Source organism: Williamsia sp., from assembly GCF_016462415.1.
Lineage (GTDB): Bacteria > Actinomycetota > Actinomycetes > Mycobacteriales > Mycobacteriaceae > Williamsia_A.
Genome location: NZ_JAEMTF010000018.1, coordinates 30379 through 51625, shown reverse-complemented (window position 1 = coordinate 51625; position 21247 = coordinate 30379). Strand labels below are relative to the sequence as shown.

At 69.7% G+C, this 21247-nt stretch carries 19 protein-coding genes; 3 read left to right on the top strand and 16 right to left on the bottom strand.

Going from position 1 to position 21247, the window contains the following annotated elements; translation table 11 throughout:
• Positions 1-3: 3 nt before the first annotated feature.
• The 4 genes from JHC79_RS07135 to JHC79_RS07120 are packed head-to-tail and all read right to left on the bottom strand — an operon-like array spanning position 4 to position 3390.
• On the bottom strand, positions 4-783 hold the full coding sequence (locus JHC79_RS07135) for a heme ABC transporter ATP-binding protein (protein WP_296389458.1): 780 nt from the start codon (positions 781-783) through the stop codon (positions 4-6).
• Positions 780-1769 carry an iron ABC transporter permease gene (locus JHC79_RS07130; RefSeq protein WP_296389463.1) on the bottom strand — a complete coding sequence of 330 codons (990 nt, stop codon included), beginning with the start codon at positions 1767-1769 and terminating at the stop codon, positions 780-782. Before JHC79_RS07130 ends, JHC79_RS07135 begins: the two co-directional genes overlap by 4 nt.
• Before the next feature lie 56 nt (positions 1770-1825).
• Complete coding sequence (locus JHC79_RS07125) at positions 1826-2821, bottom strand: ABC transporter substrate-binding protein (RefSeq protein WP_296389457.1); 996 nt, start codon at positions 2819-2821, stop codon at positions 1826-1828.
• A gap of 59 nt (positions 2822-2880) precedes the next feature.
• Positions 2881-3390 carry a DUF4878 domain-containing protein gene (locus JHC79_RS07120; protein WP_296389456.1) on the bottom strand — a complete coding sequence of 170 codons (510 nt, stop codon included), beginning with the start codon at positions 3388-3390 and terminating at the stop codon, positions 2881-2883.
• A gap of 94 nt (positions 3391-3484) precedes the next feature.
• Here JHC79_RS07120 and JHC79_RS07115 point away from each other — a divergent pair, with 94 nt between their 5' ends.
• The 3 genes from JHC79_RS07115 to JHC79_RS07105 all read left to right on the top strand — a co-directional run bounded on the left by JHC79_RS07115 (position 3485) and on the right by JHC79_RS07105 (position 6167).
• Positions 3485-4225 (top strand): SDR family oxidoreductase, encoded by a 741-nt coding sequence (locus JHC79_RS07115; RefSeq protein ID WP_296389455.1) that lies wholly within the window; start codon positions 3485-3487, stop codon positions 4223-4225.
• 161 nt (positions 4226-4386) lie between these two features.
• Positions 4387-4680 carry a hypothetical protein gene (locus JHC79_RS07110; protein WP_296389454.1) on the top strand — a complete coding sequence of 98 codons (294 nt, stop codon included), beginning with the start codon at positions 4387-4389 and terminating at the stop codon, positions 4678-4680.
• 125 nt (positions 4681-4805) lie between these two features.
• The gene (locus tag JHC79_RS07105) at positions 4806-6167 is read left to right on the top strand and encodes an LLM class flavin-dependent oxidoreductase (RefSeq protein ID WP_296389453.1); all 1362 of its coding nucleotides are present in this window, start codon (positions 4806-4808) and stop codon (positions 6165-6167) included.
• 6 nt (positions 6168-6173) lie between these two features.
• Here the strand turns inward: JHC79_RS07105 and JHC79_RS07100 are convergent, their stop codons facing one another.
• From JHC79_RS07100 to JHC79_RS07045, 12 genes are all read right to left on the bottom strand, one after another.
• Positions 6174-7667: a sugar transferase gene (locus JHC79_RS07100; RefSeq protein ID WP_296389452.1), complete on the bottom strand. Its 1494-nt coding sequence runs from the start codon at positions 7665-7667 to the stop codon at positions 6174-6176.
• Between the two features lie 72 nt (positions 7668-7739).
• Positions 7740-8522, bottom strand: a complete 783-nt coding sequence (locus tag JHC79_RS07095; RefSeq protein ID WP_296389451.1) for a GAF domain-containing protein — start codon at positions 8520-8522, stop codon at positions 7740-7742.
• A 43-nt stretch (positions 8523-8565) separates the two neighbouring features.
• Positions 8566-9801 carry a lipase family protein gene (locus JHC79_RS07090; protein WP_296389450.1) on the bottom strand — a complete coding sequence of 412 codons (1236 nt, stop codon included), beginning with the start codon at positions 9799-9801 and terminating at the stop codon, positions 8566-8568.
• Positions 9798-11087: a hypothetical protein gene (locus JHC79_RS07085; protein ID WP_296389449.1), complete on the bottom strand. Its 1290-nt coding sequence runs from the start codon at positions 11085-11087 to the stop codon at positions 9798-9800. Before JHC79_RS07085 ends, JHC79_RS07090 begins: the two co-directional genes overlap by 4 nt.
• Positions 11074-12225: a glycosyltransferase gene (locus tag JHC79_RS07080; protein WP_296389448.1), complete on the bottom strand. Its 1152-nt coding sequence runs from the start codon at positions 12223-12225 to the stop codon at positions 11074-11076. Before JHC79_RS07080 ends, JHC79_RS07085 begins: the two co-directional genes overlap by 14 nt.
• Complete coding sequence (locus JHC79_RS07075; protein ID WP_296389447.1) at positions 12215-13423, bottom strand: hypothetical protein; 1209 nt, start codon at positions 13421-13423, stop codon at positions 12215-12217. Before JHC79_RS07075 ends, JHC79_RS07080 begins: the two co-directional genes overlap by 11 nt.
• Before the next feature lie 103 nt (positions 13424-13526).
• Complete coding sequence (locus tag JHC79_RS07070; RefSeq protein WP_296389446.1) at positions 13527-14624, bottom strand: beta-xylosidase; 1098 nt, start codon at positions 14622-14624, stop codon at positions 13527-13529.
• Between the two features lie 54 nt (positions 14625-14678).
• A complete protein-coding gene (locus JHC79_RS07065) occupies positions 14679-15776 on the bottom strand; it encodes a glycosyltransferase family 4 protein (RefSeq protein WP_296389445.1) in 1098 nt (365 codons plus the stop codon).
• Complete coding sequence (locus JHC79_RS07060; RefSeq protein ID WP_296389444.1) at positions 15773-17323, bottom strand: flippase; 1551 nt, start codon at positions 17321-17323, stop codon at positions 15773-15775. Before JHC79_RS07060 ends, JHC79_RS07065 begins: the two co-directional genes overlap by 4 nt.
• Before the next feature lie 34 nt (positions 17324-17357).
• Positions 17358-18410 carry a glycosyltransferase family 1 protein gene (locus JHC79_RS07055; protein WP_296389443.1) on the bottom strand — a complete coding sequence of 351 codons (1053 nt, stop codon included), beginning with the start codon at positions 18408-18410 and terminating at the stop codon, positions 17358-17360.
• Positions 18320-19717, bottom strand: a complete 1398-nt coding sequence (locus JHC79_RS07050) for an O-antigen ligase family protein (RefSeq protein ID WP_366782411.1) — start codon at positions 19715-19717, stop codon at positions 18320-18322. The genes JHC79_RS07055 and JHC79_RS07050 overlap by 91 nt, the downstream gene beginning before the upstream one ends.
• Before the next feature lie 122 nt (positions 19718-19839).
• The coding region (locus JHC79_RS07045; protein ID WP_296389442.1) for an AIM24 family protein at positions 19840-21247 on the bottom strand (1408 nt) is incomplete at its 5' end.

Genomic DNA, 21247 nt, shown 5'->3' with positions numbered 1-21247 from the left:
GGGTCAGCGTCTGGTGCGCCTGGGCATGATCACCTGTTGACCGTCGACGGTCGTCGCGATCATCGGCAGACCGTAGGTGTCGCTGAGGATCTCGTCGGTCAGGGTGGCCGCGGGTGGACCGACGGCGGCGATGGTGCCGTCGTGCAGCACCGCGACGGTGTCGCTGTAGGCCGCGGCCATCGTGAGGTCGTGGACCACCGCGATCACCGCAGCCCCCTCGGCCACCCTCTGCGACACCAGCGACATCACGGTCTCGCCGAAGTGCGGGTCCATCGCCGCGGTCGGTTCGTCGAGCAGGAGCACCGGGGTGCGCTGGGCGAGGACCCGGGCCAGCGCGACGCGGGCGCGTTCACCACCGGACAGCGTCGAGAAGGGCCGGTCGGCGAAGCCGGTGACGTCGCAACGTTCCATGGCCTCGGCGACGGCGTCCTCGTCGTCGGCGTTCGCAGGCGTCCGATTCCACGGGTAGCGGGCCATCTGTACGACCTCGCGGCAACTGAACGAACCGCTGACGACATGGTCCTGGGGGAGGACCGCACGGCGCTGCGCCTGCTCGACCGTCGACAGCCCGTCGATCGGATCACCCTGCAGGACAATCGCCCCCGAGTCGACGGCGATCGACCCGGCCAGTGCCGACAGCAGCGTCGACTTGCCCGCACCGTTGGGACCCACCAGACACAGCAGCTCACCGGCCCGCACCGAGACGCTGATGTCGCGTACGACGACACCGCCGCCCCGGCTGATGGTGACGCCGTCGGCGGCGATCAACACCTCGCCCGTCATGTCCAACCGCCCTGACGTGCGCGGGTTCGGCGAAGCAGGATCAGGAACACCGGACCGCCGACCAGGCTGGTGAGCATGCCGATCGGCAGGTCGGCATAGTCGACGATGGTGCGCGCGGCGAGATCGGCGAGGACGAGACCGATGGATCCCGCGAGCACGCTGGCCGGGATGAGCACCCGGTGCGCCGGGCCGACGACGAGCCGCATCAGGTGGGGGACGACCAATCCGACGAACAGGATGATCCCGCAGAAGGCGACGGCCGCGGCGGTGAGGATCGCGACGATGACCACCGCGACACGGCGCAACGCCTCGACGTCCACACCGAGGTGGCGGGCGGAGTACTCACCGAGCGAGAGCAGGTCCATGCGACGCGCGATCACCATCGACGCGATGATGCCGACCACGACGAAGCCGACGACGAGGAACAGCTGATCCCAGCTCGCGCGGTTCAGGCTGCCCAACTGCCAGAAGACGATTTGATCGCGTGCGGTCGGGCTCGCGCGGAACGTGAAGAACGCGATCAGTCCGCCCGCGAACGCGTTGATCGCGATTCCGGTCAGTACCAGGGTGATCACCTCGGTGCGGCCGGCCGATCGCGAGAGGAGGTAGACGATCGCGGTGGTGACCAGCCCGCCGGCGAAGGCCCCACCGGCCACCGCGTACCCGGCGACGCCGAGCCCACCGACGAGGATCACCCCGGACGCACCCGCTGCGGCCCCGGAGGAGACGCCGATGATGCCGGGTTCGGCGAGCGGGTTGGCGAACACGCCCTGCAGCACCGCGCCCGCACACCCGAGGGCGGCGCCCACCAGCAGCGCGAGCATCACGCGCGGCATCCGCACGTTCCACAGTGTGTCCTCGCCGACCTGGTCGGGCAGCGGCCCCACCGGGATGTGCAGGTGGTGCATGAGGGAGCCGAACACCTCGACCGCGGGGACATGGTTCTGTCCGATGCCCGCGGCGAGGACGACGACGAACGCCAGCACGACCAGACCGACCGGTACGACGACCGCGGCACCGACGCGTCGGAGTCGGGGTCCGGTCACGGTGAGCCGTACAACGCGCGGGCGAGCGCCACCGCGACGTCACCGGTGCGCGCGCCGAACGAGAGGAGTTCACCGTCGTCCATGTCGATGACCCGGCGATCGCGACCGGCGGGTGTCTCGGTGACGCCGGGGACCTTCAGCAGCCCGTCGACACCACCGACCGAGGCCAGTCCGTCGGTCATCATCAGCAGCACATCGGGTTTCGCCTTGATCAACCCCTCCGACGTCAGTGACGTGAACGCGTCGGTGAGGCCCGAGGCGGTACCCGCGTCCTGTCCGCCGATGAGGTCGATCATCGAGTCGGCGCCCGATCCCGGACCGCCCAGGATCAGCAGTCCGGTGCCCCGCGCATAGACGAACGCGATGCGCGGTCGGTCGACGTTCTTCGGTACGAGGCTGCGCGCCTGCGCGATCTGCGCGTCGGTACGGGTGACGAGGGCGTCGCCCGCGGCCGGAACGCCCAGCGCCGCCGCGGTGAGACGCAGCAGTGTGTCGGTGTTGTCGACGGTGCGGTTCTCGTCGCCGACGACGACCGGGATGCCCGCTGCGGACAGCTGTCTCTGCAGGGTCGTCGCGTTCGGCAGCGAGTCGTCGGTGAGCACGACCGTCGGGCGCAGCGCGATGATCGACTCGACGTTGGCGTCGGTCCCACCCCGGGTGACGACCGGGATCGACTCGGCGGCCGGGAACTTCGTCGCGATGTCGCGTCCGACGAGGTTGCGACCGAGCCCGAGTGCGAACACCGCGGTGCCGTAGCTGCCGTACCGGTCGAGGGCCACGATCCGGCTGACGTCGGTGACCGTGACCGACCGTCCGTCGTGTGTCCGGACGGTCGCCGGGAGTGCGGGTGCAGGGGTACCGGTGACCGGCACCGGATCCGCCGACGCCGTGCGCGCGGTGCGTGGACCGTCGGGCACCGACGCCGTGGGCGTGGTCCCCACGTCGATCGGGGCGGTAGAACACGCGCCGACGACGAGCACGGTGGCGAGCATCGTGCACAGCGCCGCGACGCGCGGGGTCCCGGACCGGGAGCGTGCCCGGGACCGATGGGTCAGCGTGGCCCGCTCGCCATGCCGAGCAGGGAGGTCACCGCGTCCGAGGACAGCTTCCACGAACCGTCGACCTTGGAGAACCCGTACGTGACGGTCACCGGAGCCGGGGTGTGCGGACTGGCCACGGCGATGGCGGCCTTCGCCTTGTCGGCGCCGTCGGCGGCCACCGAGCTGACCGTGAAGATGTCGGGGGTGTAGCCGCCCGCGCTGGCGCCCTTGGCGAAGCCGTTGAGCTTCTGCCCGATGGCCGGGTCGGTGGAGTCGACCAGTGCGGCCGCGGCCTCCGGGGTGGTGGCGGGATCGATGACCGTGCGGACGATCTGCTGCGCCTTCGCGGTGTCCAGATCCGACGGGGCGGCCTGCTCGGCGGACGAGCCGGACGAGCCGGATGCGGCGACCGCGGTGGTCGATGCCGAACTGCTCGACGAGTCGTCGCTCCCGCACGCCGCGACGCCCGCGACGGTTGCGAGTGCGATCGCGACACCGGCGATGGTCGAACGAACCTGCATGGTCACTCCTTCACATTGAAAGTAAGGCGATACTAACTCGCCGTCGGACACGCATTCCTCCGGCGGGGAGCAGCGGGATCGCTAGGGTGTGGCGATGGCCACACTCGAGGGCAAGGTCGCCCTGATCACCGGCGCATCCTCGGGGCTGGGCGCCGCCACCGTCGCGCTGTTCGCCGAGCAGGGTGCGACCGTCTTCGGCATCGCCCGCGACGCCGACCGTCTCCGCGATGTCCACGAGTCCGTCGGCTCGGGAGGGTATGCGGCCGTGGACATCTCCTCGGCGCAGGCCTGTGCCGGGGCGGTCGCCGAATGTGTGGAGCGTTTCGGCCGGCTCGACACCCTGGTGAACGTCGCCGGGGCCCACACCATGCGACACACGGTGTCGGTGACCGACGACGAGTGGGCGGCCGACCTGGCGGTCAACCTCAACGGGCCGTTCTTCCTGACCCGGGCCGCCCTGCCGCACCTCCTCGCCGCGAACGGCAGCATCGTCAACGTCGCCTCGACCGCGGGCACTCAGGGGCAGGCGTACTCGGCCGGCTACTGCGCCGCCAAACACGGCCTCGTCGGTCTGACGCGGGCGCTCGCGGTGGAGTTCAGTGCGTCTCAGCTCCGGGTGAACGCGGTGTGCCCGGGCGGGATGCTGACGCCGCAGGTGACGAACTTCGTCTTCCCCGACGGCGCCGACGTGAACCTCGTCATGCGCACGGCGTCCCCACGCGGGATGTCCGAACCGTCCGACGTCGCCGAGATGATCGCCTTCCTCGCCGGCGACGCCGCGAAGGCGGTCCACGGTGCGGTGATCGCCGCCGACAACGGTCGCAGCGCCGACTGACTGTCCGAAAAACCCTTTCTGGCAACGCATCACCGCGTTGACAGCCCGTTGACAGCGCGACCGGCAGATCCCTGACAGGTAGCGCCCCTACGTTTGCCGAAGTCGCCAATCAGTCGACAACCACAGACGGTTCACCGGATCTCCGGTGGTCACGAGGGGACATGGGAATGAAGCTCAAGAAGATCGTCATCGGATCGGCACTCGCCGGCGGGATCGCGCTCGCATCCGTGGGCGCCGGAGCCGGTGTGGCGTCCGCCGCACCGCAGGCTCCGCACCAGAACACCCAGCAGGAGTTCCGCGGCCGCGGCGCTCCCGTGGCCCAGCCCGGTCCGGTGCGGCGCCCGGATCACCGGCCGTTCACCTACCAGGGCCATCGGGTGACGCCGGTCTTCGACCAGCATCACCACGGGTGGGGCTTCTGGTTCTTCGGCTTCTGGGTCCCGCTGGGCCGATAAGACCGCAGTATTGCCCGCGTGGGGCCGGACACCACAGGTGTCCGGCCCTGCTGCTGTTCCGACGGTTCGACGCACCTCGATCGGATCCGTGTGTCCGCGACGGGCCCGCCGTAGCGTGGTCTGCGATGACCACTCCGCTGCAGTTCTCCGCTTTCGTCATGAACACGACATCGCACATCGCGCACGGCGCGTGGCGCCGCCCGGAGGCACGCCAGACCGACTTCAACTCGCTCGAGCACTGGGTGTCGCTGGCGACGACGCTGGAGGCGGGGACCTTCGACTACATCTTCTTCGCCGACGTCGTCGGTCTGTACGGCGACTATCAGGGGTCGTGGCGCAAGTTCGTCGAATCGGGTCTGCAGATCCCGAGCAACGATCCGATGGTCGTCGCGTCGGCCATCGCGCACGCGACCGAGCATCTCGGCATCGCGGTCACCAGCTCCATCCTGCAGACGCATCCGTTCCAGTTCGCCCGCACGATGTCGACCCTCGACCACGCGTCGAACGGTCGGATCGCCTGGAACATCGTGACCAGCCAGTCGGCCAACGCGTGGCGCAACTTCGGCTATGACGACATCACCGCGCACGACGACCGGTACGTGTGGGCCGATGAGTACGTCGACGTGGTCTACAAGCTGTGGGAGGGCTCGTGGGACGATGGCGCGCTCATCGCGGACAAGGAGTCCGGTCTGCACGCGGACTTCGACAGGGTTCACAAGATCAACCACGTCGGCACGCGGTACCGGGTGGAGGGGCCGCATCTGGTGGCTCCGTCGCCGCAGCGCACCCCGGTGCTGTTCCAGGCCGGCTCGTCGCCCGCAGGTCGAGCCTTCGCAGCCCGTAATGCCGAGGCGCAGTTCATCATGTCGCCGAACCCGCGGGCTGCGAAGACGCTGATCGCCGACACCCGCGCGCTCGTGACCGACGCCGGCCGCGCACCGGAGGACCTCCAGTTCTTCCAGGGCCTCTCGTTCGTCATCGGCAGCACCGAGGAGGAGGCGACCCGCAAGGCCGCCGAGCTCGACGAGTTCATCGATCCGACCACGATCATCGCGCACGCGGCCGGCGGCATGGGCTTCGATCTCGGGTCCTACGACCTGGACACCCCGATCGGTGAGATCGAGGCCGAGGGCAACCGCAGTACGCTCGCCTGGGTGAAGGAGGCCATCACCGACCGCGAACCCACGGTGCGCGATCTGGCCGAGATCCGCAGCCGCTCAGGCCGTGTCGTCGGGACGCCGGAGAGCATCGCCGACGTCCTCGAGGACTGGCGCGCGGCAGGTGTCGGTGGGATCAACGTGGTGAACTCCACCATCCCCGGCAGCTACGAGGAGTTCATCGACCATGTGCTGCCGGTACTGCGGGACCGGGGCCTCGCTCGGCGCGACTACGCCGACGGCACCGCCCGACGCCGCGCGACAGGACGCGACCGCCTCCCGGACACGCACCCCGCCGCCGCCTACCGCGGTGCGTTCGCCCATCTGTAGATCGAGTCACTCCGCCCGGTGCAGCAGGGTCAGCACGGTGAGCGCGAGGATCTTCAGATCCAGGGCTATGGACCAGTTCTCGATGTAGTAGTTGTCCCACTCGGCGCGGTCGGCGATGGACGTCTGTCCGCGAAGCCCGTGGACCTGTGCCCAGCCGGTGACGCCGGCCTTCACGCGATGTCGTTCGCCGTAGCGGCGGATCTGCATCTCGAACAGTTCGACGAACTCCGGACGTTCGGGTCGCGGTCCGACGAGGCTCATGTCGCCGCGCACCACGTTGATCAGCTGCGGCAATTCGTCCATCGACGTCGACCGCATGATCTTGCCGATCTTCGTCCGACGGTCGACACCCTCGACACCGCCGGGGGCCGCGCCCGTCTTCAACTCGAATGTCGCGTCGGCCTCGGTGGGCGGACGCATCGACCGGAACTTGAGGCAACCGAACACCCGGCCGTTGCGTCCGACCCGTTGCTGTGAGAAGAAGATCGGGCCCGGCGAGCTGAGGCGGACCAGCAGCATGAGCGTCAGGAACAACGGTGAGATCAGGAGCAGGCCCAACGCGCCGACAATGCGGTCGGTGGCGTGTTTGACCCCGAACTGCCAGCTGCGCGGGTTGACTCGGGGGAGGATCAGCAGCGGCACCCCGCCGAGATGGTCGATGCGAGCGCGTGCGCCCACGGCATCGTGGGCGCGCGGTAGGACCCAGGCGCGGATGCCACGTCGGTGCGCGGCGCGGACGACGCGGGCGAGCTCGTCGTCGTCGATGTCCTCGGCCGCGACGACGACCTCCTCGGCGCCCGTGGCGGCGATCGCCTCGGCGATCATCCGGGGTGGCCCGAGTCGCGGGATGTCGGGTGAGATCGCATCGCCCACAGACGTCGTGCCCGCGATCTGCAGGGGGGAGGCGGCGAGGATCCCGACCGGCAGGAGGCCGTACTCGGGCATCCCCCGCATGCGGCTGATGAGTTGATGGGCGACGAGACCGTCACCGACCACGAGTGTCGGGGCGAGAGAACCTCGGTGGATGCGTAGGTGCCGCTGGATCACCACGCGTGCGAAGCGTCCACCGGTGATCAGCACGATTGCGCACACCCAGACCTTCGTCGTGGTGATGCCCGTTTGAGAGGCCTGGGTGATGAACGTGACTATGAACCCGAGCGTGAGTACCGCGGCGACGGCGAGCGCGGTCTGGACGGGCGCCAACTCGTCGAGAAAGTTGCGTCGCATCTGCCTGCGGTACATCTGCTGCAGGGCGAACGCCATGATGACGTTGGGCACGAACAGCCACAGTGCCCAGAGGGGCGGATGTGCGACCTGGGTGGTCACGGCCCATACCGAGCCGACGGCCACGGCCGCAGCAGCGGCGACCACGTCGATCGTGACCGTGATGATGGAATGGCCCGGGTCTCTGCGGATGCCGCGGAGAAGCGCCGACGGTCTGTCGCGCCCGGTCGGTGTAGCGGTCGGGATGTCGACGGGAATGGTGGTCTGCAGGGCCATTGCAGACAGCTCAGTTCTCGTTGCCTGTCATGTGATCCACAGTAGTAAAGATCACAGTTCACGTTGGTGTATTCAGGGCAAACGGCCGACACCCAGGTCGCCGAAGATCCGCTCACGCACGACCGTCGCGAGGTCCTCCAGGATCTGTACGTGTCCGCTCGTCCACTGTCTGGGCTTGGCGTCCCAGGCGCACAGGGTGCCGATGGCGTGTCCGTCCGCGTCGGTCAGCGGGATCCCCGCGTATGCGACCACCGTGCCGTCGGCGACGATCGGGTGGCTCGACAGTGTCGGATGGACGCGTGCGTCCTCGATGACCAGAGGCGTCCCGGACGACACCGCGTACTGGCACAGCGAGCGGTCGAGAGAGACTGTTCGCGTCTCGGCGAGCTCGCCGGATATGCCTGCCGCACTACAGAACCACTGCTTCTCGTCGGAGACGAGCGACACCCCGGCACTCGGCACGTTCAGTGCATCGACGGCCATCTGGGCGATACGGTCGTAGGCCGCCCCGGGCTGGGTGTCCATCAGCCCGGTCGCCAACAGGGCCCGCAATCGTTCCGGATCGCGGATGATCGGGTCGGTCGCGGTGTGAGGCGGGGTCGAGGTGGGGTGGCCGTCGCGGAACAGGCTCACCAGCGCCTCGCCGTCCCCGTCGAGGCCGACGGCGAGGCCGTCGCGTCGAAGCGTGGTCACGGTGGCTGCGAGATCGGGGTCGTCGGAGCCGAAGAGGTCGGCGGCGAGGCGAGCGGCAACCGCTCGCCCGATGTAGACGCCGACATCCTCACCCGCGGAACGGGCGGCACGCGTGAGCACCTCGGCGATCGCGGGGTCGAGGGCAGGGGAGGGACCGGACATGGGCTTCACGATAGCGAATCACCCCTGGTGACGGATGCGTGTGTCACAAGCTCGGGCATGAGTTCGGCGCCCGACGCCCGGCCGCACGGTCATCGACCCAGTCCTGCGGAGCGGGACCGAGGTCGAGGGTGCCGTGCGGTTGACCTTCGACCACACGCAGATCGACGACCGCCCCGTCGCGGCAGGCCCGTCGGACCGCGTCGACCGTCCATTCCGGGTCGATCAATGTGTCGTCGGTTCCGTAGGCGACGAACATCGGAGCCGTCGCGCGCGCCGACGGAAGCGGTACGGCGAACTGCCCGAGCTGATCGCGGAGCCGGTCCGCCGCGGCGGTCGAGGACGGTCGGAAGTCCGACGCCGGTGCGGCCGTGGCGATGCCGACCTTCGCTGCCTCCTGATCGCCGGTGCAGGACAGGAACACCGTGCGCGCCGCCGCCATCGAGCCATGTAGGTGGTCGGCCATCCGGAATCCGGGGAATGCGGCGCCGACACCCTCGAGGACGACGGGCACGGCCACGCGCTGCGCGACGCTCAGTGTCCCCGCCCGCATCTTGTCGACGAGCCCGCGCAGATCGGCCGACGGCGAGACGCTGAGCGACCCCAGCAGGCGTAGCCCTCCGCCGTAGGTGCCGGCCAGCTGGTTGGCGGCCCACGACGCCTGCCCGCCCTGCGAGACGCCGTATGCCACCCAGTCCGACGACGTGGTCGCCACCACCCGCCGCGTCGCGCGCACGCCGTCGATCATCGTGTGCGCACCGCTGTACGGCTCCAGGAAGGGATGTGGCCGCGAGTTCGACGTCGTGCCCTCCCCGTCGGTCGCGCCCCCGTCGGTCACCGGGTCTTCGGTGAACACCACGACGTATCCCGCGGCGAGGAAATAGGCCACCGAACCGAGACTGCCCAGCAGGCCCGGGTACGACGTGGGAGCGCAGTCGCTGGAGGCGCCGGTGTTCGGGTGGGCGACCGCGGCGATGCGGTACCCGTCGCGGGGCGGGGCGTCGCGGGGAACGAACACGACGCCGTTCGCTGTCCGTGAGGTGCCGTCGCGCGCCGTTGTCGTGTATCGGATCTCGGTGATCTCGCGGGTGACGTCGTCGAGTGCGGGATAGCCGTTGTCGCGGGATGGGGTGCCCACGAGTGCGCCCGGCGTGGCCGACGTCGACGGGGTGGCGACGTCGGGCGGGGGCGATGTGACACAGGAGGACGCGACGACCGCGGTGGTGGCCGCCACGCACATCGACGCGAGCAATCGCGCTGCCGCGGTGCGACCCACACTCACGACCCCGACGCCTCCAGCACGGCGACCGGGTCGCGGCAGATGTCCACGAGCGCCGAATGGACCGCCGCGGGTGCGAGGACGTCTGCGTGGAAGGTCGCCGACAGTGTCCGCGCACCGGCGATCTCGCTGACGAGCAGCGTGAGCGCCTCGGGACCATCGGGGTCGATGCCTGCGCCGAGCTGAGGCGGCTGCGACGCCGACGGTGAGATGACGCCGTCGAACAGGGGGATCCGGCCGATGTCGCTGATCGACAGCCGGATCCGCGACGACGTACGTACCGCGGTCGCCGACTCTCCACCGTGTCCGGCTGTGCCGGGACGCAGTCGGGCGCGCGCGGCACTGACGCCGAGGACGGCCAGCGGCCAGGCCGATCCGGTGGCGGCTCGGACCCGCTGTCGCACCGACGCCGGGGTGACCGGCGACGGCATCCGGATGGGCAGGGCGATCGCCAGGTTCCCCATCCCCGCGTCACCGCGTCGCAGATACCGGCGGCAGTCGACGAGGACCTGCACCACGTCGTCGGTCGCCACACCGGCGCGCTGCAGGACGGTCACCCACATCGCGACCGTCGCAGACGCATCAGAGGCGCCGTCCATTGCCGCGACCCGCTCTCGCAGCGCCGCGACGCCGTCGGGGGGCAGGGTCACCGAGACCGTTCGGACACGGCGGGGGTCGACGACGGCCGGCTCGGTGACCGTGTCGGTCCGGGCGTTGTCGGCGCGCAGTCGCCGGACCTCGGCGAGGCGACGGGGATGTCGGAGGATCTGGTCGCCCAGTGCGCGGCGAACCGAACCTGCGGGTGCGTCGTGCGCGAGGGCGGCGTGCGACGCGGTCGATCCGGAATCGAGCAGGACCGCCTGCAGTGTCGGTGCGAAACGGCCGTCGCCGAGGCCGTGGGAGTGGTCGACGACGAGGTGGTCGTCGCACACCGCGACCCGCAGCGGTGACGGATGCTGCTGCCGTACATGTGTGGCGATCACGCCGAGCCGATCACCCGGTGTCTGCGACACGTCGGTGGGTGAGCGCGGTGATGCGATCTCCTCGACGTGCAACGTGTCGGTTCGGCGCGTCCACACCCCGTCCGGGGCGAACGGGTCGAGCCGCAACCGCGGTACCGATGCGGCGACCGACCGCAGGCGGACGGTCAACAGGTCGCGGTCGAGGCCGGGAAGCGGGCCGAAGACCGCGATGTTGCGGGAGTCCGCCAGTGCGCGGTCGAGTGCGCTGGGCCGATGCTCGCCGATCTCGGTGTCGGAGCGCACGGCCCGGCGATCAGGCCGCGCCATCGACGACCTCGCGCATCTTCCGTCGGAACTCCGCGCGCGAGAACCCCTCTGCCCACCGCCGGATCACGTCGCGGTCGAACGATCCCGGGTCGAACCCGTGCATTGCGTCGGCGAAGCCCGCGACGATGTCGTCGTCGCCCCCCGGCTCCAGCAGCAGTCCTGTCTCACCCGGTCGCACCGAGTCGAGGGCGCCGCCCTCGCCGAGCGCGATGACCGGGGTCCCGGTGGCCATGGACTCCACCGGCACGATGCCGAAGTCCTCGATGCCCGGCATGAGCAGCGCACGCGCTCGCCGATGCAGGTCGAGGAGTTGGTCGTGGGGCACGCGTCCGAGGAAGGTCGTCTTCGGTCCGGCGATCGCGCGGCACGCCTCCATCGACCGCCCGTCGCCCGCGACCACCAGTGGGACGTCGGCTCGGGCGGCGGCGCGGATGGCGAGGTCGGGCCGTTTGTAGGGGACGAGCCGACCGGCGAGGAGGAAGAAGTCCTCGCGCTCCACCGACGGATCAGGTGTGAAGCCCTCGGTGTCGACAGGTGGGTGCACGACGACCGCGTCGCGGCCCCACCAGTTGTGTATGCGGTCGGCCACGGCAGAGGAGTTCGCGACCACCGTGTGCAGGCGGGGAGCTGCCGCGACCTCGCAGCGTCGTGCCACCACCGACAGCGCGGTCAGGATGCCCGAGCCGAGCGCGCCACCGCCCTCGCCCGCCCGCAGGCTGGCATCCCAGGCCCACCGTGCCGGGCTGTGGACATAGGCGATGACCGGTGCCTGCGTCGCGAAGACGACCTGGGTCGCGAAGGCATGATGGCTCGTCACGACGACCTCGGGGTCGCCGCCGCCGGGACCGCGTAGGTCCATGCGTCGGAAGGCCAGGGGCATGAACGGCAGGGTCGGTGCGTAGGACCGGTGTCCCAGGGCGCGGTAGAGACCGTTGAGCCACGTCGTCTGCGGCGGGGTGGGCAGATCACGCGGGATGCCCTGCTCACGGGCGATCGGCGCGTGCACGCTGCCGTCCGGCCATTCGAGCGCCAGTTGCTCGACCACGTGTTCCGAACCGGCTATTTCGGTGAGGCGTTCGTGGACGACGGTGACTCTGCGGGTGTGGACCCGATCTGCCGATGCGTGGTCACTCGTCACGAGGACTCTCCTTCTTCCCCCGCCGGATCCGGCCTCCCCGCCGGTTCTGCACGACGAGATAGCGCGTCGTGCCGAGGTCCGCGAGCTGCGACAGGCTGTCGGCTGTCGCGGCGCGGTCGTGCCCACGTGTCGAGATCACGACGACGGCGACGACGAGATCGCCGAGGTCGACATCGCGCCACCAGTCGTCGGACAGGGCGCCGCGCTCGACGCGTTGGCTCCAGTCCTCGGTCGTCCCGCCGGGGATGACGACGTCGACGACCTCTGTCGACTCGCCGGTGAGGATCACCGCCGACCGCCCACGTCGATGCCGGTGTGCCAGTTCGCCGTACAGGAGCTTTGACGCGTCGAACGATTCGCCGCCGACGACGAGCTGCCGCGCTCCGTACTTGTTGGCCATCCGTCGCGCCCAGATCCGGTTGTTGCGCCGGCCGAGGCGGCCGCGGGCGAGCACGAGCAGTTCGGCGGCGACGATGACACCGATGACGCCGGCGACCAGTGCGGTCGACATCGGCTTGGGTGACACCGGCGAGGACGACGCGACCGGTACCGACAGGACGGTCAGCTGATCGCCGCCGGCGCCGGCGACCTGATCACGTTGGGCACGGAGTTCGGAGAGCCGCGCGTCGGACTGGGTGCGTGCGTCGCTGCCGGCGGCGAGTCGGCCGTTACGCGCCTGCTCGAAGGCGATCGACGCGTCGATCTGGTCGACGCGACGGGAGACGTCGCGGGCCGCGTTGGCCTCGTTGGCCTGCGCGACCGCCGCAACCATCGCGCGGGCGACCTGTTGCGCGGTCCGCGGGTCATCGGCGGTGGCGCCGAAGGTCAGCAGGGAGGGCGCGCTACCCGGCGTCAGGGTCACGTGGTCCCGCAGGGTCGAGGTGTCCCACCCGGTGTCTACCTGGGTCAGCACCTGCGACAGCACTCCGTCGTCGACCGCGAGTTCCTGGAACGGGGCACGCAACTGCTCCACGAACGCGTCACCCGCGACGATCTCCCCCTGGGTGGTGACCTGCGTGACCACCGAGGCGGAGTACTGCTTGTCGACCTGGGTCGAGAGATAGGCGAAAACCGTCCCACCGATCAGCGCCCCGATCACCAGCGCCGGGAGCAGCATCCGGCCGAGGTCGCGAAAGTGCCCGGCGAGGTCGATGGGGGGTGGTACGTCGCGACGGTTGTTCGCGGCATCGACGGTCACCAGGGAAACTCCTTCGGGCGACGGCACGTGAGTATTGCAAAGCGAAACTTTGCCAAGTGTAACTAGCGCGGACCCAGCCATCCGGCGAACCGACATGCCGAGCTCAGTTGTAGGACGCCATCACCTGATACGCCGGCTTGGGTGCGAAGTCGCGATTCAGGAGGCCGAAGTTCTGCTCCGGATCGGAGGTGTCACCGCCCGAGTCGCGGATGCTGTAGACGTACGCCGGTCCGAGCCACGACGTCCCCCTGGCGGCGTCGAGGACGATGCGTACGGTGTCGGCCTGAGTCTGTGGTGTGACCGCCCGTGGCGACGTCCCCGTCGGTGCACCGAACTCCGTCATCCAGATCCGTTTCCCGCCGTCGCCGCGGCCGACCATGATGTCGTGCATCGGGAACATCTGCTGTGCCGCACTGAACGATTGTGTCGACGGGTCATTCGGAAGATAGGGGTAGGTGTACGGATGCATCCCGACGGCGTCGAAGCTGCCGCGCGCACCGGCGTCGTACATGCCGGCCAGGAACGTCGGCGGCGCGATGTCGCGGCCGTTGTCGGTGGCCGGCGCCATGCCCGCGGAGATCACCGCGAGCGACGAACTGACCCCCTTCACCGCCGTGTAGCCGGCGCGGAGCAGCTGTGTGTACGACGCGGCGTCGGCGCGGGGTTTGAAGAAGTTCACGGTGTTGGGCTCGTTCCAGATCTCCCACGCCGACACCGTCGAGCGATACCGGAGCGCGGCGGTCCGCACGAACTGCCCGAACCGCGCGGGATCCTTCGGTCGGAAGTGGCTGTCGGTCGCACCATCAGCGGGATCGGTCGCCCACGTCGGTGTGAAGCCGGCGAGGCCCAGCGGACACATCCCGGCGCTCGTGACCGCGGCGATCGCACGGTCGGTCGACGCCCAGTTGAACACCCCGGGGCTCGTCTCGGTCGCCGACCAGTCGACGTCGATGCGCACCGATCGCACCCCCGCCGCGCGGGCGGCCTTCACCTCGGCGATCTGATCGGAGTTCGACAGGTACAGGAACCCGGCCCCCGGCGACACCCCCTTCACCACGCCGCCCCCGGCCAGCCCGGGTGCCGGGAAACACGTCGCGGTGCCCGACGGTGCCGCCGACGCCGGATCAGCGGTCACCACACCGACCGGTAGGACCGCGGCCAGCGCCGCGACGACTGCCACGACGTGACGGAGACGCTGCATGGAGTCCCTCCCGGTGACATCGGAGTTCCCGTGGATCCGAACCTGATCCCCCGATCAGGCGAGCAGCGCGTCGAGCATGGCCGGAAGTGTTCGTGTCAGGTCGTGTTCATCGGCCACCCGCCGCCGCGCTGCGGCGACCATCGTCGCACGGAACCCGTCGTCGGACAGAACCTGCTGGATCGCCGCGGCCAGCGCCTCGGCGTCGCCCGGGGGCACCAGCACCCCGGCGCCGTCGGCGAGGAATTCCGTGGTCCCGCCGTGATCGGTGCCGATGACGGGTTTGCCGTAGGCCATCGCCTCGAGCACCGACAACGGCCCCGCCTCCGGCTCCACGCTGGCCGACACCACGACGTCCCAGCGGGTCAGCGCGGTGTGCAACTCGGTGTGGCCGAGGAAACGCACCCGTCCGCTGAGATCGGCCGCGGACACTCGGGCGTGCAGCTCACCGACATGGTCGACGTCCCCCGGAAACGAACCGCCTGCGAACTCGACCTCGATCTCGGGCAGCAGTGCCGCGGCCTCGAGCACCACCCGGTGTCCCTTCCACGGGGTGAGCAACGCGAGCATGCCGACCACGGGTGGTGTGTGCAGATCGGCCGGTAGGGCGTCGACGGGCCACCGGACACCGTTCTGTGCGACGGTGACCGGCACACCCATCGCGCGCAGGGGGGCCGCGGTCGCCGACGAGACGGCCACCGCCCGTCGGATCCGAGACTTCGCCGCTCGGATCACCGCCCGCTGGCGTCCCGACACCGCGGTGTCGTGCACCAACCAGGAGACACCGGAGGGCCCGCTCGCCCACCGCATCGCGGGCAGCGCGTAGAGCGAGTTCACCACGGTCGCCGTGCCCGGGACCCGCACCTGCGGGCGCAGTCTCCTTCCGACCGCGCGCCACCGCGCCACCAGCCGCGCGCCACCGGCGAGTCGGGCCAGGCCGCTCTCACCGGTCAACCCGAGATGATCGATCTCGATGTGCGTCACCCCCGCAGGCAAGCGGTCCACCAGGGGTCCCGCAGCGCACGCGACGGTCACCGCGACACCGCCGTAGACCGCGCGGTGCACCAGGTCGAGCATCACCTTCTCAGCCCCCGAGACCTGCCCGGAGTGGGCCACGAACAGGATTCGATCGACGGGTGTGTTGGCGCTGGTCATGAGGGGCTCACCTGGACTTTCGTGTGTCGACCCGGGGTGCGGGCGCAGGAGCGGACAAGCGGGAGGGCCACACCCGCGACCACGAGCGCGGTCGCGGTCGACACCGCCGGCCACGGGACCCACCGCGTGGCGACGGTGCCGACGACGCACACCCCGGCGGCGACGATCGCGAGTGTCGAGAGGGCACCGAGAGGCAGCATCCCGATGATCGGAAGAGTGCGGATGACGACGATCCACAGCGCCACCAGGACCGTCGCGAGCGTTGCGACCGTCGCGATGGCGGCGCCGTCGTAGGACAGGCGCGGGATGAGGACCAGATTCAACGCGACGTTGAGGGCCAGGCCGCCCAGGGCGACCACCGGGTAGCTGCGCGCGTGTCCGGCCGAGGCGAGCACGTAGATCCCGAGCACGATCAGGGAGGTCAGGGCGGCCCCCAGGACGAGCAGCCGTGCGGCGAGCGCACCCTGGACGAACCGATCACCGTAGAGCAGTCCGACGACCTGCGGTGCAGACGGCCAGAACGCGGCGACCGCCACCGCGCCACCGGCACCGAATGCCGCGGCCGCGCTCCGGCATCGCTGGCGGAACACCCCCGGCTCGTCCGGCCAGGCAGCCACCAGAAGTGTCGCGATGGGACCGGCTGCGGCGATCACGAAGGTGTCGAGGATGTCGGAGAACTTGTAGCCGATGCCGTAGACGCCGACCGCGTCGAAAGTGTCGAGCACGCTGAGCAACAGCATGTCCACCTTCTGCAGTGCGATGGTGAGTGCGAACCCGATCGCCAGCGGCGCCGCGTCGAGCAGCATCGACCGCCAGCGTGCTGTGTCGATGTGTCGTGATGGCCGCAGTCCGCCGTCGCGACGGATGATCCCGACGGTCTTGATCGACAGTGCGAGGACCTCGTTGAGGACCGGCGCGAGCACGAAGATCAGCAGGTACGGCGCGACGAAGGCCGCGGCGATGGTGACGGCGAGCTGCAGCGCCTGGCCGAGACTCTCCGATACCGCCGACAGCGCGAGCCGATGGCGGCTCTGATAGACCACGGTCAGCGCGTGCCCAGGGGTCGCGAAGACGATCACCAAGCCGGCCAATGCCGTCGCCCGGATCACCTCCCCCGGGTACTGCAGGACCACCACGTAGCCCACCGCGATGACGTAGCCGCCGAGACCCAGCAGCAAACGCAACGCGATGAACGCCGACGATGTCCGCGCGACCTCATCCGGTTCGTCGACGATCAGCTGGGCCATCACGGCCCGGCCGACACCGAGGTCGGTGAATATCGCCATCAGACCCAGCAGAGCGAAAACGAAGGTGTAGTGGCCCCATGCCTCGGGGGAGAGGGTGCGGGCGATGATGACGCTGCCCGTCCAGCCGAGTGCGGCGATCACCAGGCGGCTCGCGAGCATTGCGCCGGTTGCCCTCGCGGCAGCCCGGCCGTCGGATGCCTGCGCCGCGGCGTCGCCGGGGCGGACCGCGGCGGGATCCGACTCGGCGACCTCGGTGTCCGGTGGTGGAGGACCGGCCCGCGCAGCGGACTCGAGACTCACGACGGTTCCCGCAGTTCGATCGCGGGGTGAGCGGTCACGGCGAGATCCCCTCGCGCCGATAGACATCCACGGTCGCACGGGCGGTGCGCTCCCACGTGATCGGTCTCATGGTGGCGATCGCTGCGCGGGTGAGCTCAGCGCGAGCCGAGGCGTCGTGCGCCAGCGGCGCGATGGCCGTCACCCAGTCGTCGATGTCGTCGGAGGGCACCAGTCGTGCCCCGTCACCGACGACCTCCGGCAACGCGCCGACCGAACTCGCGACCACCGCGCCGCCGCAGGCCATCGCCTCGACCGGCGGCAGCCCGTACCCCTCGTAATACGAGGCGTAGGCGGTGACGGTCGCCGCGGCGTACAGGCCGGGGAGGTCCTCGACGTCGACGTAACCCAGGCCGATCGCCGAGGCGGGAGCATTTGGGCCGCGTGATCCGCCGCCGGCGAGGACGAACGGGATCTGGAGCTTCTCGGCGGCCGCGGCCACGAGCGCGACGTTCTTGCGTGGTTCCACGGTACCCACCTGCAGCACGAATTGCTCGGGCAGATCGTGCGCCGCCCGTACCCGCTCGATGTCGGCCCCCGACGGCGGTCGCGCCCACACGGCAGGGGCGAGTTCGACCACGTGTGCCGTTCGCCCCGCGATGGCGGCGATCCGGTCGGCGGTGAACTGCGACACCGCGATCAGCACGTCGGCCCGGCGCAGCGCGCGACGGACCAGGATGTTCTCTCCGGCGGCCCGGAACCGACTCGAGGCAGACGGCATGTCGATGACCGACAGGTCATGGACGGTCGCCACCGTCGCGGCGGGACCGGCCAGCGGAAGGTCGACGTCGAGTCCGTGGAACACCGAGGCCCGAAGCGGGGCGGCCCCGTAGATCGCACGGCGCGCTCCGCCGGCCACGGGTCGGGTGATGGCGCGCATCCCGGGCGGCAACTCGCCGACGGCGTCGGATTGGACGAGCGCGGTGGTCGCGGCCGGCGCCAGCAGGTCCGGCACATACCTCAGAAGTTCGCGGATATAGGTCTGGACCCCGCTTCCACCGGGTCGGAGTGCGAGCGCACCGAACGTGAAGCCTGCTGTGCTGTCGCGCATCCCACCACTCCCAGGAGAAGCCAAAAATGTACGTCCATCGGAAAGATCTCGAAGTAGGTCGCCACGAGACTCGCCACCATGGCGGCGACGATCGACGCGCTCACCCCGAGGGCCAACGCCCCGTCGCGGTCGGGGAGTGTGCGCGACGAGCGCACACACCAGATCAGCGCGGTGACGATCAACGCCAGGAACACCCACAAGCCGATCGGCCCCAGTTCGAGCAGCGTCTTGATGTAGTAGTTGTCGGGCTGATAGTTCGACGACCCCGTCTGGATGGTTCCGCCCGCCGACGCGGTCACCGCCGTGGTGGAGTCGCCCTGTGCGGTCGAGATGCGATCGGCTGCAGCACCGCTCGAGCCGAGACCGCGTCCGAACGGGTGCACCATGATGCTGGAGATGATGTCGCTCCAGCCCGCGCCGCGCTGCCCGAGGCTGCTGGAGGAGAAGAACACCGATGTCGCCGACTTCGGCAGCAGGGGGAACGCCGCTGCGGCCCCCACCACGAGTACGCCGAGAGGCGCGAGGATCGACCGGAAGCGGATGACGGCGAGCCAGACGACGCCCACCACGAGGCCTACGATCGCCGCTCGCACCACCGAGGTCGCCATCACCACGGCCATCACCGGCCACAGGCAGAGGAACACGCGATTGCGACGTCGGCGCGGTTCGGCGAGTGCCACCGCTCCGCCGACGAGCAGCGCGAGCATCACGTACAGGCCGAAACCGAACGGTTGGTTGAACGTGCTGAAGGTTCGGAAGAGGGGTCCGCTGGTGCGAATCTGTTGTCCGAACTGATAGCCGAGCCTGACCAGTTCGCCGGGCCCGACGATCTGCTGGGCGATGCCGACGAGACCGACGAGAACGCACATCCCCATGAGGATGGATACGAGGTTGTCCCGGTCGCGTGCGTCGAAGGGCGCGAACCACAGGATGACCAGCAAGGCGAGGTAGAAGAAGGTGACCTTTGCGCCGACCAGTCCGAACGGGCCGTAGGTGAGGACCGCGGACACCAGACCGAACGCCACGAACACCACGATCGCCGGCCAGTAGGGGATGTGCACCGGCGGCCACGACCGCCGTCGGCCCCGTCGGAGGAAGGCGCAGAGGAGTGTGAGCGCGACCAGCCCCTCTTTCCACGCCGCGGCCACACCCGGCACCGGGGCGATGTCGAGGAGTCCGTGCAGCGGTGTGAGGGCGGCCAGGAGCAGCACGCCACGCTGGGGCCGGCGGGCGATCCAGACGACCACGGCGACGGCGATCAGCGCACCGATCGTCAGCGCAGCGCCCTGCAGCATCGCGTCACCCACCTCTCACCGGTCTCCACGATCTTCGCCTGACACCGGCCCGCATGTGGCCTATCAACAAAACTATCTTTGCTGTGGTGAACGCGCGGTCGGACGCGCCGGGGCGGGTTCAGCCGAGAGGGTGGTCAGCGGCCGAGCAGACCGCCCAGCGCCCCGCCGACACCGGACTGCTCACCGGCGCCCGTGCCGCCGATCATCCCGCCGGGCGGGAGTTCGGAGGGCTGCACGATGACAAAGCCCTGACCGGAGAACGACAGGGTGAACCGCTCGCCGGTGCTGCGCCCGATCAGCGTGCCGAGGTTGAACGAATCATTCTGCTTCACACCGGTTCTCAGGCTCGAGGACCAGGCCACCGCGGCCTGCGGATCGGCGAAGGTCGGCTGGTCGACGTTGAGCACGACCGGGGTCCCGTCGGTGGTGATGGCGATGCGTCCGCGACCGGTGAACACGCAGTTGAACAGTCCGGCGTTGCTGGCCGCGGCGGCGCCCTGGACCCGGCCGATCTGGTACGACAGAGTCGATTCGAAGGCGAGGACGTTGGCGCCGTTGATGGTCAGTCCGTCGGAACCGTCGAGGTCGATGAGGTGCACATCCGAGGATGCGTTGGCCAGGAACAGATCTCCTCGTCCGACCACCTTCATCAGCGGCACACCCTCGCCGGAGAGCCGCTGACGGATCATGTTGCCGATGCCGCCGGACCCGAGGGCCTCGAACTTCAGGTCGCCCTGATAGGCCACCATCGACCCGGTCCGCGCCATCACGTCGCCGTTGAGGGCGACCTTGGCCATCTTCGAGCCCTGCTTCTGGATCCCTGGTTCGGTCGACTCGGCGAATTGGGGTGCGAACAGTTCGCTCTGCATGGGCGGGACTCCCTGATTGTGGGTCGGGCTGGGTGGAGGTGAGGACGGAGCAGTGGCCGTGTAGGACGGTGTCGGTGCCGAATAGGTGGGTGCAGCAGTGGGATTCGACGGTGCAGGGGTGGGTGCGGGCGGCGCGACGGGTGGTGGAGTGGGTGCAGGCGCCGACTCGTCCTCGATGTCGATACCGAAGGCGGTGGCGATGCCGGCGAGGCCGTCGTCGTATCCCTGCCCGACCGCACGCACCTTCCACGCGCCGTTGCGCCGATAGATCTCGACGCAGACGAGTGCGGCCTCGGTGGTCAGTCCGGACACCTCGAAGGTCAACGGTTCACCCGAGGAGTTGACGGTGGCCACGAGTTGCCCGGCGCCGGCGAACGTCGCGGGCCCCGAGCCGTCGAGGCTGGCGGTGACCACGACGGTGGCCACGTCGCCCGGCAGGGCGGTGGTGTCGATGGCGACCACGTCGCCCGCACCCCGACCGTGGCGGTACTCGACGCCCGGGCCGACCGGGTTGTTGAAGAAGATGAGGTCGGCATCGGAACGGACCGCACCGTCCTCACCGAGCAACAATGCCGAGACGTCCACCGAGGTGGTCGACGACACCGTCACCGTCACCCCCGGTGCCGGTAGCGGCCGGTTCTCACCTCGGGAGAGGTTGGTCATGATCGGATCC